The organism is Thermobacillus composti KWC4, assembly GCF_000227705.2.
GTDB lineage: Bacteria > Bacillota > Bacilli > Paenibacillales > Paenibacillaceae > Thermobacillus > Thermobacillus xylanilyticus.
Window position 1 is genome coordinate 1,684,774 of sequence record NC_019897.1, and the last position, 15,675, is coordinate 1,700,448.

The following is a 15,675-nucleotide window of genomic DNA, read 5'->3' on the forward strand; positions in this document are numbered from 1 at the left end:
AGGGGCCGTCTGTGCCTTCGGTACGTGAACGCAACTGGATTCCGCTCATTTTCATTTTCACCTTTGTTCTCGTCGGCATCATCACGCTGCTGTTTTTCCTGCCGGGGTACGAGGGCGAAGTCGGTTTTGACGTGACGGTGCTGCCGCTCCTGAACGCGGTCTACAACTGCTTCACCTTCAGCTTCCTGGTCATCGCGCTGGTTGCCGTGAAGCGGAAAAATATCAAGATGCACCGCACCTTCATCTGGGCCGCATTCGTTACCACGGCGCTGTTTCTCGTCACTTACGTGGTCTATCACTACCTGACGGAGCCGACTGCATACGGCGGCAGCGAAGTGATGCGCTATATTTATCTGTTCGTCCTGGCCACGCACATCATCCTGGCGATCGTCAATGTGCCGCTGGCGCTGATCTCGGTCACGCTCGGGCTGGGAGGACGCATCAAGCAGCATCGCCGCATCGGGAAATGGACGATGCCGATCTGGCTGTACGTCAGCTTTACGGGCATTGTTGTCTATCTGCTCATTTCGCCGTATTATGGATCTTGACGCTTGAACCGGCATGCCGGTTGGGAGGAGGATGCATATGACGGCATGGCAGGAGATTTCGACACTGGAAGCGTGGGACAAGGTGAGATCGGATTCCGCAAACCGGCAGATCATCGTGCTCAAGCACAGCACCCGTTGTCCCGTATCGGCCAGCGCACTCGAGGAATTTGAGGCTTATCTGGCGGACAAACCGAATCCGGATACAGACTACTATCTCGTCAAGGTGATCGAGTCCCGCCCGGTATCGAACAAGATTGCCGAAGACCTGGGCGTTGTCCATGCTTCGCCGCAGATGATTCTGGTGAAAGACGGCAAAGCGGTATGGAACACGTCGCACTGGTCGGTGACGAAGAAACATATGACCGCCGTGCTGGATTGAAGCAGCCGGCAAGGCAGCAACACCCCCGCTGCGCCCGTTCAAGGCGCGGCGGGGGTGTTGCCGTTCCGGTATGTCATGCGCTCTCTGCAAACATGTAAATGTTGAATTTGCCGATATCCGACAGATCGAGCGGAATCGCAATCGCCTTCTTCTCCACGTAGCGGCTGTGATCCGCCACGATGTCGGGCGGGGTGATGTCGACGGCGATGCCTTCGTTGGAGAGCATGGTGGTGGCGTTGCCGCTGATCATGTTTCCGAGTTCGGCGATGGCGCTGCAGCACATGTCATCGAGTTCGGAAACCGGGTATCCGCCCATCATGACCGAGACGATGCGCAGAGCCACCTGGTGCGGGAAACTGAAGACGACGTCGCCCTGAAATTGACCGAGTATGCCGATCTTGAGCAGCAGGGAATCGCTGCGGCTGTCCACGGATTGCAGCGCGACCTGGCCGACGGACGGCTTCACTTGCATCATGGCTTCAATGACGTGAATGGATGATGCGAGAAACGGGTTGATGTAATTGACGTTCATGGCTGCTGCCTTCTGTTGCATGATTTGAACCCCATATGAAAAAGCGCTTCCGGAACCGGAAGACGCTGATGTTCGGAAGCTGAGCCTGTCCGTCTGATCGGGCTCCCGGCCACGCGGGAAAACCGATCCGGTCCGGCGGCATTGCGTCCCCTTGTCTAATGTCTGGTCTGCGGTTGTCAATTGAAGGGTCTTGCGGACTATTGGTTGTGAATGCCAGGTCCGCTGTATCCCATGTTATCACAAGGAAGGTATGACGCAAAGTACTAAATGCAATTCAACCAAATCAAGACTTTCGTCCAAATCCTCATGCACAGAAACCAACCTTCATGTTTCCCGATTGGTCCTTCATACAAAAACCCCCTGCGTTCATTGATGCGCCTGATGCCCTGCGTTCATCATGCGCTAGTGGCCGCTCCCGGCGCTGCAGGCGGCCATGGATGTCTATGAGGAAGAGAAGACGGTGCAGACTGGATAATCGAGGGGGTTGGCGACCTCCCATGCAGATTTTCTCGACGTATGGTATGCTTGGGAGAATCGAGGGGAGGAGCTGCCGTGAACCGGGACTTTATCCAGCTGCGGGGTCTTGAAGGCGAACTGAAGGTCTCGCAGAAAAAACGGGAGTACGGGTTGACCGTCTCGACACGCGAAATCGTGTTTCACAAGCCGCATGTCAACTATCACATCAAATACGACGACATCATCAGCATCGTGCCGTTCGAGCAGCAGATGCGAAGGACCCGGGTATCGGTCCGCCATTCGTCGGGCAGCGCCGTCGAATATGCGAGTCCGAGGGCGGACACGGATCAGTACCGGCTGTATGCGAGCCGCGTGACGGTTCACAACCGCAGCGGCTTGACCGCGATGGGCGCGATGCAGTTCGTGCTGCCGATTCCGCCGAAGCTGATGGCGGTGATCGCGGAATTCAGCGGCCTGGTTCGCGTCCTTTGAGCATCGCTTCCTGCGCTCCCGGTACGCTTGCCAATACCGACAAAACTTGACACCCGTCTGATCCGTGCTATAATTCAACGCGATGCGCAGACGCGGCCGGCCATCCCGTCCGGAAGGCCGGCTGCGCCGCCTTGCAGCCTGGATGCAGAGGGGACTTGACAGCAGCTATGGATGCGACACAATCGACGGAATTGCATGCGGCGCCGGACTTCGGCGATCTTGCCGGCCGGCCCGGCCCTGGCGACGCGGCGGGCATTGACGCAGGCGGAACGTTGGTCAAGATTGCATATGTCAAAGACGGCGTTCGCCGGCTGCGCAAGTTCCGTTCGGACCGGCTGGCGGAGGCGGCGGATTGGCTGCGGAAGGAGCTGCCGGATGCGCCGCTCTGCCTGACGGGCGGCAAAGGAGCCAAACTGGCGGCGCTGATCGGCAGGGAGACGGACATGATGCCGGAGTTCGAGGCAACCTGCGCCGGCATTCGTCTGCTGCTGCCGCCGGCGCTGGGTGGAAGCGCGTTCCTGCTGGCGAATGTCGGCACGGGCACTTCCGTTCATGTCATTGACGGAGAGCGCAATCTCCGCATCGGCGGCACGGGGCTCGGCGGCGGGACGATCGTCGGGCTGGCCCGCCTGCTTACCGGACTGGACAAATATGAAGCGATCGTCGCGGCGGCGGCAAAGGGTGACAGAGGCACGGCCGACCTGAAGGTGCGCCACATCTATGAAGGGCTGGAGCCGCCGATTGACGGCGACCTGACGGCCAGCAATTTCGGGCGGGTGCTTCCGGGAGCCGTGATCGGCAGCGGCGAAGACGGTTCCATCTCGCGGGAGGATGCGCTCGCCTCGGTCATCGGCATGGTCGGGGAAGCGGTGGCGACGCTGTGCGTGCACGCCGCCGCCGCGCACGGTGTGAAGACCGTCGTCTATATCGGTTCGTCCTTCAACGGCAACGCGCCGCTGCGTCAGGCCGTCGAATCCTATACCCGCTTCCGCGGCGGGGAACCGCATTTTGTCGAAAACGGCGAATTCAGCGGCGCGCTGGGCGCATTGCTGCGGCTCGGTCGCGGCTGAAGGACGGCGGATGCCGGCGGTATGCGAAGGTCTGCGGGGAAGGTATTGGCATGTTCCGGTTTGGGACATGCTTTTTCTGTTGCCCGAACGTTCGGATTTGCTGCAAGAAAGTTTGTGTTTTGTGTCAGCATACCTGACATTTTGCCGGGACTTGCGATATGATGGAAGTATGAGGGTTGGCGGAGATCTTGTTTTGCACACGGGAGGTGGAAGGAATGGATATCCGCAAAATCCGGCTGGATGAAGGCGGGAAAGTGCAAACGAGCGAGGCGCGGGACGAGTACGAGAAAGACTACGCCCGGCTTGTGCAGTCGCCCGCTTTCCGGCGGCTGCAGGGAAAGTCGCAGGTGTTCGGGGCGGGCACCGGGGACTATTACCGCACCCGGTTGACGCATTCGCTCGAAGTGTCCCAGATCGCCCGCGAGTCGGCGCGTCGGCTGCACCGGTCGTATCCGATGCTGCAGAAGCCCGAGCATCCCGGGCTGATGATGGAGCCGGAAGTTGTCGAATGCGCCGCGCTCGCCCACGATCTCGGCCATCCGCCGTTCGGCCACAAGGGCGAGGAAGTGCTGCACCGGCTGCTCAGCAAGCGGCACGGCATGCCCTATGAGGGCAATGCGCAGAACTTCCGCATTCTCATGTTCCTCGAAAAGCGCGCCGGCAGCGACAGCGGGCTCGATCTGACCGCGGCCGTGCTGCTGGCGATCAACAAATATCCGCACTGTCTGAACGAGCCCGGCGTCACCAAAGGGGTCTACGAGATGGAATGGGAAGGCGGCATCCGCAGGCTGCGGGAGCTGTGGGACATGCCGAAAGGCCGGGCGACGCTCGAGGCGCAGCTGATGGATCTGTGCGACGACATCGCCTACTCGACGCACGATATCGAGGACGGCATCCGCGCCGGCAAGATTCTGATGAGTCCCGGGTTTTTCGAGGACGACCGGCTGGCGGAGCTGATCGTGCAGGAGATTGAGCACGATCCGTCCGGACCGAACCGCGCCTGGGACGGCATTGACCGGGAGCGGATGACCGGGATGGTCAAGCGGGTGCTGGCCGAATATTACGAGCAGTGGACGACGGTTTTTCGGGAAACCGGCCGGGAGCCTTCGCGCACCCGCCGCGAGATGAAGGCGCGCTGGGTCGGCCTGTTCGCGAGCCGGGTCGGCATCTTGGGCGACGGCCAGGGCTGGAAGCGCGTCACGTTCGTGCGCGACGGCGAGGAAGACATGGATCTGCTGCGGACGATGGAAATTCTCAAGAAGCTGGCGTGGGTGACGCTCATCAAAGATTTCCGCGTGCAGCGGCTGCAGAAACGGAGCGAGATCATGCTGACCCGCCTGTGGGAAAGTTTCGCGGACCGCGAGACGGGGAAGCTGCTTCTGCCGCCGGACTGGGTCGAAAGCTATGAGCGGCAGAAGGGATCATGGCCATGGGAGCGGCTGGCGGCGGATTATATCGCCGGGATGACCGACGCATACGCGGAGAAGGTGTACACGGAACTGTTCGCGAGCCGGTCCGGCTCGATCTACGAGCGGGATTAGGCTGCGGCTTCCCGCATGGTGGCGGTCAGGACGACTCGCCGTCGGGCGAATACAGGAAGACGAATCCGTCCGCTTCGAAGATGCGCCGCGCCGCATCGCCCGTGAGGAACGCGAAAAATCGAGCGGCTGCTTCCGGATGAGCCGTCGCCTTCACGATCCCGGCCGGGTAGCGGATCGGCGCGTGAAGATCGTCCGGCAGCGTGAACGCTTCCCGGGCGGCGCCCGACAGCAGCGCGTCCGTCCGGTAGACGAAACCGGCGTCCGCATTGCCGGATTCGACATAGGTGAGCACCTGGCGGACGTCTTTGCCGTAGACAAGCTTCGGTTCGAGCGTCTCCAGCAGGCCGGCATGGCGAAGCGCCTCGGCCGCATAGGCGCCGGCGGGCACCGTATCCGGATCGCCGATGGCGACGGCGCGGTATTCGCCGGCGGCGAGATCCTCCAGGGTTTCGGGGAGGTTATCGCTCCGATCCGCCGGCACGACGACGGTCAGCCGGTTGCCGAGCAGAACGGCTTGCCTGGCGATCAGGCCGTCGTCCGCCAGCCGATCCATCTGCACCGTATCGGCGGAAATGAACAGATCCGCCGGCGCGCCTTCGGCGATCTGCTGGCGGAGTGCGCCGGACGAGCCGTAATTCATCGTGATTCGGATGTCGGGATGCGCCTGCTCGAACGCTTCGCCGATCCGGTCCATGCTGCGCTGCAGGCTGACGGCGGCGGAGACGAGCAATTCGATGCGCTCATCGGGTTTCCGTTCGTCCGTCGTCCGGCAACCCGCAAGCAGGGTCAAGCTTGTCAACATCGCCGCCAATGATGCCATCCACACAGCCTGCCGCCGTTTGTCCATTTCGTCTTCTCCACTCCGGTTCGTCTTCCGCGTTGATGGCATTAATTCTAACACAGGGGGGGCAGGCGCTCAATTTGAACGGCTTGGTCCGCGGCGCCGGCGATTGTCTTACCGCACGTTTTCGACTATGCTTAAGGATGGAAAAAGAATTACGGCATGGGATTACGAGGAGGTAAACACGCGTTTATGAACAATTTTGCGTTCTACAACCCTACGAAGATTGTGTTCGGCCGCGGAACGGTATCCGAACTCGGCGGACTGGTGGAGCCTTACGGCAAGCGCGTGCTGCTCGTCTACGGAGGAGGCAGCATCAAGCGGAACGGTCTTTACGATCAGGTGCTTCGGCAGCTCAAGGGCATCGGCGCGGAAGTGTACGAGCTTCCGGGCGTCGAGCCGAACCCGCGCCTGACGTCCGTCCACCGCGGGATTGAACTCTGCCGCGAGCACGATGTGCAATTCATCCTCGGGGTCGGCGGCGGCAGCGTCATCGACGCGGCCAAGGCGATCGCGGCCGGCGTGCCGTATGAAGGGGATGTGTGGGACTTCTATGCCCGGAAGGCGCGCGTCGAGAAGGCGCTGCCGCTCGGCGCGGTGCTGACGCTGGCGGCGACCGGCACGGAGATGAACGGCAATACGGTCATCACGAACTGGGAAATCAATCAGAAGCGCGGCATGGGCAGCATTCACGTGTACCCGAAGTTCTCGATTCTCGATCCGGAGCTGACGTTCACGGTGCCCGCCGACCAGACGGCGAACGGCATCGTCGACATGATGTCGCACGTGTTCGAGCAATATTTCAGCCTGACGACCGACACCCCGCTGCAGGAGCGGCTCTGCGAGTCGATTCTGAAGACGGTCATCGAGAACGGCGAATTGGCCATCCGCGAACCGGACAATTACGCCGCCCGCGCAAACCTGATGCTGTGCGGCACCTACGCGCTGAACGGCGGCATGATCAGCGTCGGCGTGCAGCAGGACTGGGCGTCGCATGAGATCGAGCACGCGATCAGCGCCGTCTATGACATTGCACACGGAGCGGGCCTGTCGATCGTGTTCCCGAACTGGATGAAATATGTCTACCGCTCGCGCATCGACCGGTTCGTGCAGTACGCCGTCCGCGTCTGGGATATCGATCCCGCGGGCAAGTCCGACGAGGAAATCGCGCTCGCCGGCATCCAGGCAACCCGCGATTACTTCACCCGGATCGGCGCGCCCGCGACGCTGGGCGAAGCCGGCATCGGCCGGGAGAAGCTCGATGTGATGGCGGAGGACGCCGTCCGTTTCGGTCCGCTCGGTTCGTTCCGCAAGCTGGAGAAGGACGACGTCAAGGCGATTCTGGAGATGGCGCTGTAACGGAGGCATATTTTTCCTTGCGGCAGGGCATGTTAACGGTGAATGTCATTCCGATCTGCCGACAAGGAGGATCCCCATGCAGCAATCGCAACCGGCGGGCGGCACGGGCTTCGTGCCGCAGCAGATGACCTACGAACAGTTTCAGGAGCAGCAGCGCATCCGCCAGGAGCAGGAACAGGCGATGGCGCGGGAAGCGCTGCTTCGGGCGGGCGCGGACCGTTATTCCGACCGGCTCCGCACGCTGCTCGTCGAACTGCAGAATCTGAACGCGGAGATCGCACGCGCGGAGAATCAGGTCCAGGTGCAGATGGACGCGCAGCTCCGGCAGCTGCAGGCGATCCGCGAACGCGTCCGCCAGGCGGAACACGCGATGCAGTCGGTGCTTTCGACTTCGCCGGGCATTCGGCAGTGAAAGGCAATCCGCTGGCGGCGATGCAAAGCCGTCAGCGGTCCGGCTGCCGGCAATTGACGGTTCCGACCCGAATGGGCTACACTGGAAAAAATGACTCCCGCCGCGCCTTCCTCGTACGTGCGTCTGTTGGCGGGATTTTTTTTCATCGAGAGGGTGCGGCAGAAAGGAATTTCAGCCATGGATCTGACGCCGATTCGCGACATGGCCGAAGCCATCCGCGCGAACGTCGCGCGGGTGATCGTCGGCAAGGAGACAATGATTGACCGCCTGCTGATCGCCATCATCACTTCCGGCCACGTGCTGCTTGAAGATGTGCCCGGCACCGGCAAAACGCTTACTGCGAAAGCGCTTGCAGTTTCGCTGGACTGCACATTCAAGCGGATCCAGTTCACGCCGGACCTTCTGCCTTCGGATTTGACAGGCATTCATTTCTTCAATCAAAAGCTTGGCGAATTTGAATTCCGTCCCGGTCCGCTGTTCGCCAACATCGTGCTGGCGGACGAGATCAACCGGGCGACGCCGCGCACGCAATCGAGCCTGCTCGAATGCATGGAAGAGCGCCAGCTCAGCATTGACGGGCAGACGCATGCGCTTGAGCGGCCGTTCCTCGTCATCGCGACGCAGAATCCGGTCGAGAACCAGGGCACGTTCCCGCTGCCGGAAGCGCAGCTCGACCGGTTCCTGTTCAAGCTGCGCATGGGTTATCCGGACAGCAAGGAGGCGCTTCATATTCTGAAGCGGTTCATGGACGCGAGCCCGCTGGAGGAGATCAGCCCCGTCGCGGGGCGGGAGGCGATCCTGGAAGCGCAGCGGCTGTATGCGAAAGTCGCGGTGCATGACGATCTGCTGCGGTATATCGTGGGCATCGTGGAGCGGACGCGTTCGCACGTTGACGTGTACGTCGGCGTCAGCCCGCGCGGCAGCCAGGCGCTGCTCAAGGCGGCGCAGGCCTATGCGGCGCTGCAGGGCCGGGCATACGTCGTGCCGGATGACATCAAGACGATGGCGCCCGATGTGCTGGCCCACCGGATTGTGCTGCGCAGCGCGACCCGCTCGAAGCAGGAAGCCGCCGAGGCGGTCATCCGGCAAGTGCTCGACGAGGTTCCGGTGCCTGCGGAGGAAACGCTGGGCGCCCGTTAGGAGGCCGAAGATGGCTTTTCATTTCATCCTGCTGACGTTCATCCTGCTGATGCTGCTGCAGGCTTACCTGTTCCGCCGCACCGGGCTCCTCCGCATCCGGTACGACCGCCGTCTCAGCGTGAGATCGTGCCACGAGGGCGACGAGATCGAGATGGTGGAGACGATCGAGAACCGCAAGTGGCTGCCCGTGCCGTGGCTGCGCGTGGAGTCACAGATGCCGGCGGCGCTCAGCTTCGGAACGCAGGCGAACTTCGACGTCAGCGCGGGGAATATTTATCAGAACCACAAAAGTCTGTTCAGCCTGATGCCCTATACGCGCATTACGCGGCGGCATACGGTAAAGTGCATAAAACGAGGCTATTACCGCGCCGAATCCGTCTCGATGACGGCGGGCGACCTGTTCGGCTTCGCCTCGGCGACCCGGCGCATCGATATCGGATTCGAACTGATCGTCTATCCGAAGCCGCTGCTGCCCGAGGAGTGGGATCTGCCGGCCCACAGCTGGATGGGGGAAGCGGTCGTCCGGCGCTGGATCGTCGACGACCCGTTCCTGATCGCGGGCACGCGCGAATACCGGTACGGCGACCCGCTGCAGGGCATCAACTGGAAGGCGTCGGCGCGCACCGGGAAGCTGCAGGTGCACAAGCGCGATTATTCGGCCGACCATCGGCTGATGATTGTCCTGAATGTGGAAGATCATGAAGGCATGTGGAGCGTCGCGACGGATGACGAGCTGGTCGAATACGGTTTGTCGGCGGCGGCGGGCATGGCCCGGCATGCCGTGGAGAACGGCCTGGAAGCCGGATTTGCGGCGAACGCCGCGGAGGCGGGACGAACCGGCGAGGAAAAGCCGGCGTACGTCGAGCCGGATGCGGGCCAGCCGCATCTGACGGCGATCTTCGAGTCGATGGCCCGGCTCAAAACGGAACGGCTTCTTCCGCTGCATGAGCTGCTGCAGATGATCGGCGAGCGGCTGGCCGGCCGTACGGATATCGCCATACTGACGTCCTATGAAAACGACCGGATCGCCGAAGCGGCGCGGAAGCTGAAGCAGCAGGGCCATGCGGTGCGCATCTTGCCGCTTCGCCTGCCCGCCCGCAACGCATCGGGCAAGAAGAAAGCGGGGCAACCGGCATGAACGCGCGGAAACTTCTGTTCGCCGTCTGGCTTGGCGCAACGACGACGATCATCTGGCTGCCGGTACCGGTGTTTGTCTCTTCATGGGGGCTGCCGGCATCCGTATTTTATGTTTTCTTGGCGGCGCTTCCGATATGTTATGCGGCAGGCGAAAGGCTGACGGCGCGATGGAACCGGATGCGGCGGGCCTCGCGTTTCGCATTGGCGGCGGCCATAGGAGCCGGCATCGGGTTGGCGCTTCGTCCGTACGGTTTCGGTGCGCTGCCCGCGGGTCTCGTTGCGGCTGCCTTTGTCCTGCACGGGATGTCACCGGTGCTGCCTGACGACCGGCGGATGCGCGATATGCTGACGCCTGCGCTGATCCTCTATTTCATCGCATCGATTGCCGCAGGGTTTATGGACAGCATGGAGCCTTACCGGATGCTGCTGGCGGCAGGCGGCGTCATGACGCTGCTCTTGACCATCCGGCGCGTAAACCGGATTGCGCTCATGGATGCCAATCTGGATCAGAGCGGCGGATCGGTGCCCCGGTCCGTCAGGGTTCGCAACCGTGGTCTGGCGGCCGCTTTTACGGCCATTGCGCTGTTCATTGCGTTCTTCCGCCATCTGGAGGCGCTCTGGCATATGTTCATCGGCTGGCTCAGACGGCTGATCGAGTGGCTGACCGGCAAGATCGGCGACCCGGTTCCGGACGAATTGCCGGCAGATCCGGGCGCTCAACCGATGATGCCCGGGCTGCCCATGCCCGAGGAAAGCGAGCCGAACTGGTTCTTGCTGCTGCTGGAACGAATCGCGGTCGCCATCGGCGTACTGGCGCTGATCGCGCTTGCCGTCCTGGCGCTCAGGCAGTTGCTGCGCATTCCGGCCTTGGCGCGGCTGATCGCCCGCTGGCTGGCCGCCTGGCGGGAACGGACGCGATCCGCGGATACCGGCGGTTATGTGGACGAGGTCGAGCGGCTGACCGGGGAATCCATGGCTGCCGGCGTCATCCGGCGGCTGCGGTCGATCGGCCGCCGGGAATCCTGGGCGGCCATGTCGCCGGAAGAGCGGGTTCGCTGGCTGTTCCGGCGCAGATTTCAGCTTGCCGGGAAACGGGGATTCCGCTACCGCTTAAGCTGGACGCCGCGGGAGAATATCAGCGCCTTGCAGGAGATCGACGGCGACAACCGGGATGCGGACAGCCGGCTGGATCAGGTTTATGAAGAAGTGCGCTACGGCGGCCGTCCGGCCGCGAAAGAGGAGGCCGAGGCGCTGAAATCGCGATTGGGCTTGTGAATCAGCATGCATCGTGCATGCGGCTGTCCTTCGCGGCAATCCGCCATCAACTTCCTGATCCCGTTCGAATCGGATTGTTGTCTACGGGGCATACCATAGTTGAGCCAGGCGGCGAAGAGTGCCCGACGCTCAATCCATCCCTGGAGAGAAAGGTGGCAGCCGATTCGAATGAGACGTACTTTGAAAGGTGCGGTCGCCGCAATAGCCCTGATGTTGGCGTTATCTTCCCCTGTATTCGCGGAGGGCGGTGTGAATAGCTCGACGGGCAAAGGCCACACATCCGCGTACACGGGAACGGGCGTGAACAAATCGGGGACGAGCGGTTACACCAACCGTATGATGGAAGACCCGGCAACGACCAATTTCATGGACAATGACCGCAACTTCCGCCGCAACAACGTTAACGGCGACAACAACGGGTTGATTGATCGTACGGTTCGCGGTACGGAACGTATGGTTCGCGGTACGGAACGTACGGTCCGCGCGGCGGCTACTGACAACAACAACGATTTTGACTGGGGCTGGCTGGGCCTGCTCGGTCTGATCGGACTTGCGGGTCTTCGCGGCCGCAATCGTGAGACGGGCCGCTGAAATAGCGGCAAAGCCGAGCGTTCTTCGGCAAGAAGAACCCTCGGCTTTTTCATTGCCGTCACGCATCCGCTCTCGGACGGTCGATCGCCTCGGCCATCGTCTTGTCCGTCAGATGGGCGTAAATTTGCGTCGTCTCCGGCGAGGCGTGTCCGAGCTGCTCCTGCGTCTTGTACAGATCGTTGCGCAGATAATAGTCGGTTGCAAAGGAATGGCGCAGTTTGTGCACGGAAAGATACGGTTTGCCGAACCGTCTCGCGTACTTGATGACCATCTCCTGGATGGCCCGCTTGGTCATGCGCGAGCCTTCCTTCTTGCCGTTCGCCACGGCGAGGAAGAGCGCTTTTTCTTTCTTGGGCGCGTTGTAGCGGCTTTCCCTGAGCTGCAGATAGCGGTTCAGATCTTCGACCGCGTCCTGCCGGAAATAGACGGGCGTCTTGAATGTCTCGTCGTTGGCGCCTTTGCGGTAAACGTAAACCAGCTTGCGCTTCAAGTCGACGTCGTCGACGTTCAGGTTGACAACTTCGGATACCCGCAGGCCGGAGTGGAGGATCAGGCTGATGATGCAGGCATCGCGGACTTTGTTCCGCTCGTAGGCCGCAAGCGCCTGTTTGTTGCCCGCCAGGTCGCCGGCATAGTATTCCCTCACATATTGCAAAAATTCCGCGATTTCATCCTCTTGCAGCAGCTTTCCTTCGAGACGCGCCGCCAAATCTTTCGGTTTGTGCGTCCGTTTGATCGACACTTTCGCCATCACATTCCGCTTGAGCAGCGGGTAAAAATTTTCGTCCTCGGCAATCTGGCTCAAATAATGGAACAGCGAGCGAAGCGAGGACAGTTTGCGCGAGATCGTGGTCCGGCTGTTGGCCCGGTCTTTGTGCGCGGCGAGGTACATTTTGTAATGGTCGATCGTCTCCATGCGCAAATTCTCGAGGTCGGAGAGCGGAATATTTTTCATCTCCCGCGCCTCCGTCAGCCCCTCCGCCATCAGCCAGCGAAAGAAAGTTTCGTAGTCGCGGACGTATTCGAGCAGGGAAGAGGGGGACAGATCGGGCAGTTTGTAGTTGATGAACTGCTCCACGTACCAAGGCATCGAAGGCACGCGCCGGTCGAGCTCCTGTCTGTCTTTCAGCTTGATGACGTTCATGCGATCCCTCCGTATGGGCCGGTGCTCTGACAAGTCTTATTGTACCATCAGCGGGGAAGGTTGGCATCCGGAGTTGTAAGGTTAATAGTGATTGTAATTAATATTATGTAAACTTATAAATTCATTTCGGTTTATATATTCCATAATAAAAATTATGTAAACTACATTGCGGATCAATCAAATGAATAGCAACAGACAATCTTGCCCCCGATGATCTCGCCGGTAACATGAAAGCCTGTCTTCTCATACAGCGCGGCCGCGGCGGCGTTTTCGGGCCGGTGTCCCAGTAGGTCCACAACGCTTTGATAAATCCGATCTTCATGCCGATCCGTTCCATGTTCCGGCGGCTTTTGGACGGCCGCCGCAGCCGGTTGATCCTTGCAGAAGCCTTTGATAGAAATCTCCGAATCAACGTTCAATCTTTCGTATATCCCCGGAAGGTCATCTTGAGGTTACAGTATGAATAGCAACCCAAATAACACTAAACAGATATGAAATGTTTGAAATTACGTGCGGGAGGTTCAGGCATGGGGAAAAATCAGCTTAAGCTGGGCTCAACTCAGAACAGCATCAGGTGTGCGATCGGCATGGGAAAGGTCTTATGAGCATGCCGGAAATCGAAGCGGATTCGGTGATGGACACCGCTCCCATATTGGCATGCATTCGTTCAATGCAAGATGAAATGGTGCAGTGGCGGCGGGAAATCCACCGGCATCCGGAAGTGATACATGGCCGACCGCTACCCGCATCAATTTTCCGGAGGGCAGCGGCAGCGGCTCGGCATCGCACGCGCCATCGCGCTGAACCCGGCTTTTCTGCTGCTGGATGAACCGGTGTCGGCGCTCGATGTCTCCGTTCAGGCGCAGATTGTGAATTTGCTGCTGGACATTCAGGAGCGGATGGGGCTCACGTATCTGTTCATCGGGCACGGGCTGCATGTGGTGCGCCATCTGTCCGACCGGATCGGTGTGATGTATCTCGGACAGCTTGTTGAAGTGGCGGACAGCGCGGAATTGTTCCTGCATCCGGCCCATCACTACACAAGGGCGCTCATCGCCTCGATCCCGCATCCGGATCCCGCCGGCAGAGGAACGGCCCGGGTGATCGAAGGGGAAGTCCCGTCGCCCGCCGCGCCGCCTTCCGGCTGCCGGTTCCATCCGCGCTGTCCGGCGGCGACGGAGCGTTGCAAGCTGGAGGCTCCCGAGCTTCAGGAAATCGGTCCGGGTCATTACGCGGCCTGCCATTTTCCGGCCTGATCAAATAAAATTCCGGTGTGGAGAGATACAAGATGGAGCATTTTGAGCCGGAGACGGGCAATTCCGGCAGCCGCCCTTCGGGCTGGAGCGGGCAGTTCGCCTTGATTGCCGGCTCATTTGTCGGCATCTACCATACGGTATCGCTGAACGTGTCCATCCCGGCATTCGCCGGCATTTTCGACGCGGACCCGGCGTCCCTGCAATGGCTGGTCACGTGCTTTATGCTGGCCGCCGGCATGATCGCGCCGATCAGCGGGTATTTGGGCTCGCGGTTCGGGTACAGGCGCATTTTCGCCGTATGCATGGCGGGTTTGACGCTGACGTCCGTATGCTGCGGCATTGCCTGGAACCTCGGCTCGCTGGTCGTGTTCCGGACGATCCAGGGCGTGTTCTCGGGGCTTGTTCAGCCCGTCACGCTGGCTCTGCTGTATCAGATTGTACCAAGGGCAAAACAGCCGCAGGCCGTCTCCGTATGGTCTGCGGCTTCGATTACCGCTACCGCCGTAGCGCCGAGCGCAAGCGGGTGGTTTCAAGGCGTGTACTGGCCGATGATGTTCTGGGTAACCGTCATCCCCAGCGCAGCCGCGATGTTGATCGGCCTTCGGTATTTGCCCGAAGCGGCTTCGCCCCGGCGTCCCGGACTGGACGGGTGGGGCATGTTTCTGGCAGCGGCCGCCAGCGCGGCTTATCTCATGGTATTCGGAAATCTCCACGCCTGGGGACTGGGTTCGCCCGCAGCGATCATCGGGCTGCTGGCGGGAACGCTGGCTTTCATCGTGTTCGTTGTCCATGTACACCCCATTCGAAGTCGGACTGCTCTTCCTGCCGGGCGCATGCGCGGTAACCGCCGCAACGATTGCCGCCGGCAGATTGAGCGGCAGCGTCCGCGCATTCTCGTTGATTGCGGCGGGTACAGTGCTTCTTCTCATCAGCACCTGGGCGTTTGCGGGTTTCGGGCCCGCCACGGGAACGGCGTATGCGGTATTCTGGATGTGCATGCGCAATGTCGGCATCGGCTTGTCGCTGACGCCGCTGTTGAACGTCGGCATGCAGGCGGTTGCGAGGGAGATGTCGGGACACGCTTCGGCGCTTTTGCACTGGGTGAGGCAAGTATTTGGCGGAATCGGCGTCGGCTGCTTCGTTTCTTATTTTTATCAGCGTCTGGAAGCAAGATCCCGATCGCTGCAAGGTCCCGGGAGCATTCCGGCGGGCAGTGAAGGCGGCGAGGCGAACCCGGTCGTATATATGGCCGGGCTGCAAGACACCTTCCTGCTCATCGTCATTTTTCTTGCAGTTGCCATGCCGATTCTGTTGATGCTGCGCCGTAAGCCGCCGAGTGAACCATGCGCAAGCCGCGGCGAGAACGTTCATATCCGGTCATAATGGAGTGCACAACTCTTGTCCTTTCATGCAGGCCTTTGGCGACCCAACCGCAGCTATTCAAGAAATTTATCCCGTAATCATGGAATTATGTATCTTCTGCCGAACGCCGACCTCTCTCT

17 protein-coding genes and 1 pseudogene are annotated in these 15,675 nt (G+C 60.7%); 14 read left to right on the forward strand and 4 right to left on the reverse strand.

What is annotated here, in order from left to right; all coding sequences use genetic code 11:
• Nucleotides 1–11: 11 nt before the first annotated feature.
• Both THECO_RS07815 and ytxJ read left to right on the forward strand, forming a co-directional pair.
• Entirely contained in the window at nt 12–548 is a 537-nt protein-coding gene (locus THECO_RS07815) for a DUF420 domain-containing protein (RefSeq protein WP_015254492.1), read from the forward strand.
• 37 nt (nt 549–585) lie between these two features.
• Nucleotides 586–927, forward strand: a complete 342-nt coding sequence (ytxJ, locus tag THECO_RS07820) for a bacillithiol system redox-active protein YtxJ (protein ID WP_015254493.1) — start codon at nt 586–588, stop codon at nt 925–927.
• 73 nt (nt 928–1,000) lie between these two features.
• Here ytxJ and THECO_RS07825 read toward each other — a convergent pair whose 3' ends face one another.
• A complete protein-coding gene (locus tag THECO_RS07825) occupies nt 1,001–1,459 on the reverse strand; it encodes a chemotaxis protein CheX (protein ID WP_015254494.1) in 459 nt (152 codons plus the stop codon).
• Between the two features lie 552 nt (nt 1,460–2,011).
• Between THECO_RS07825 and THECO_RS07830 the strand changes: the two genes are divergently transcribed.
• The 3 genes from THECO_RS07830 to THECO_RS07840 all read left to right on the forward strand — a co-directional run bounded on the left by THECO_RS07830 (nt 2,012) and on the right by THECO_RS07840 (nt 5,018).
• On the forward strand, nt 2,012–2,407 hold the full coding sequence (locus THECO_RS07830) for a hypothetical protein (protein ID WP_015254495.1): 396 nt from the start codon (nt 2,012–2,014) through the stop codon (nt 2,405–2,407).
• A gap of 167 nt (nt 2,408–2,574) precedes the next feature.
• On the forward strand, nt 2,575–3,477 hold the full coding sequence (gene coaW / locus THECO_RS07835; RefSeq protein WP_015254496.1) for a type II pantothenate kinase: 903 nt from the start codon (nt 2,575–2,577) through the stop codon (nt 3,475–3,477).
• 215 nt (nt 3,478–3,692) lie between these two features.
• Nucleotides 3,693–5,018, forward strand: coding sequence for a deoxyguanosinetriphosphate triphosphohydrolase family protein (locus THECO_RS07840; protein WP_015254497.1), 1,326 nt, complete (start codon nt 3,693–3,695; stop codon nt 5,016–5,018).
• 25 nt (nt 5,019–5,043) lie between these two features.
• Here the strand turns inward: THECO_RS07840 and modA are convergent, their stop codons facing one another.
• Nucleotides 5,044–5,865, reverse strand: coding sequence for a molybdate ABC transporter substrate-binding protein (gene modA, locus THECO_RS07845; RefSeq protein WP_015254498.1), 822 nt, complete (start codon nt 5,863–5,865; stop codon nt 5,044–5,046).
• 186 nt (nt 5,866–6,051) lie between these two features.
• On the opposite strand from modA, the gene THECO_RS07850 reads away from it, so the two are divergent.
• From THECO_RS07850 to THECO_RS22250, 6 genes are all read left to right on the forward strand, one after another.
• Nucleotides 6,052–7,218 (forward strand): iron-containing alcohol dehydrogenase, encoded by a 1,167-nt coding sequence (locus THECO_RS07850; protein ID WP_015254499.1) that lies wholly within the window; start codon nt 6,052–6,054, stop codon nt 7,216–7,218.
• Between the two features lie 76 nt (nt 7,219–7,294).
• A complete protein-coding gene (locus THECO_RS07855) occupies nt 7,295–7,630 on the forward strand; it encodes a hypothetical protein (protein ID WP_015254500.1) in 336 nt (111 codons plus the stop codon).
• 177 nt (nt 7,631–7,807) lie between these two features.
• The gene (locus THECO_RS07860) at nt 7,808–8,770 is read left to right on the forward strand and encodes an AAA family ATPase (protein WP_015254501.1); all 963 of its coding nucleotides are present in this window, start codon (nt 7,808–7,810) and stop codon (nt 8,768–8,770) included.
• Nucleotides 8,771–8,780: 10 nt separating this feature from the next.
• The gene (locus THECO_RS07865; protein ID WP_015254502.1) at nt 8,781–9,908 is read left to right on the forward strand and encodes a DUF58 domain-containing protein; all 1,128 of its coding nucleotides are present in this window, start codon (nt 8,781–8,783) and stop codon (nt 9,906–9,908) included.
• Nucleotides 9,905–11,182 (forward strand): DUF4129 domain-containing protein, encoded by a 1,278-nt coding sequence (locus THECO_RS07870; protein WP_015254503.1) that lies wholly within the window; start codon nt 9,905–9,907, stop codon nt 11,180–11,182. The genes THECO_RS07865 and THECO_RS07870 overlap by 4 nt, the downstream gene beginning before the upstream one ends.
• A gap of 168 nt (nt 11,183–11,350) precedes the next feature.
• The gene (locus THECO_RS22250) at nt 11,351–11,773 is read left to right on the forward strand and encodes a WGxxGxxG family protein (RefSeq protein ID WP_157373549.1); all 423 of its coding nucleotides are present in this window, start codon (nt 11,351–11,353) and stop codon (nt 11,771–11,773) included.
• A gap of 58 nt (nt 11,774–11,831) precedes the next feature.
• Here the strand turns inward: THECO_RS22250 and xerS are convergent, their stop codons facing one another.
• Both xerS and THECO_RS07885 read right to left on the reverse strand, forming a co-directional pair.
• Nucleotides 11,832–12,917: a tyrosine recombinase XerS gene (gene xerS, locus THECO_RS07880; protein WP_015254505.1), complete on the reverse strand. Its 1,086-nt coding sequence runs from the start codon at nt 12,915–12,917 to the stop codon at nt 11,832–11,834.
• A gap of 173 nt (nt 12,918–13,090) precedes the next feature.
• Nucleotides 13,091–13,336 carry a hypothetical protein gene (locus THECO_RS07885; protein WP_041853851.1) on the reverse strand — a complete coding sequence of 82 codons (246 nt, stop codon included), beginning with the start codon at nt 13,334–13,336 and terminating at the stop codon, nt 13,091–13,093.
• 309 nt (nt 13,337–13,645) lie between these two features.
• On the opposite strand from THECO_RS07885, the gene THECO_RS07890 reads away from it, so the two are divergent.
• The 3 genes and pseudogenes from THECO_RS07890 to THECO_RS22260 all read left to right on the forward strand — a co-directional run bounded on the left by THECO_RS07890 (nt 13,646) and on the right by THECO_RS22260 (nt 15,556).
• Nucleotides 13,646–14,173: an oligopeptide/dipeptide ABC transporter ATP-binding protein gene (locus tag THECO_RS07890; RefSeq protein WP_083883168.1), complete on the forward strand. Its 528-nt coding sequence runs from the start codon at nt 13,646–13,648 to the stop codon at nt 14,171–14,173.
• Nucleotides 14,174–14,205: 32 nt separating this feature from the next.
• Nucleotides 14,206–14,904, forward strand: a pseudogene (locus tag THECO_RS22710) (MFS transporter); the annotation flags it as partial.
• A 58-nt stretch (nt 14,905–14,962) separates the two neighbouring features.
• On the forward strand, nt 14,963–15,556 hold the full coding sequence (locus THECO_RS22260) for an MFS transporter (RefSeq protein WP_041853853.1): 594 nt from the start codon (nt 14,963–14,965) through the stop codon (nt 15,554–15,556).
• The last annotated feature ends 119 nt before the right edge of the window (nt 15,557–15,675 follow it).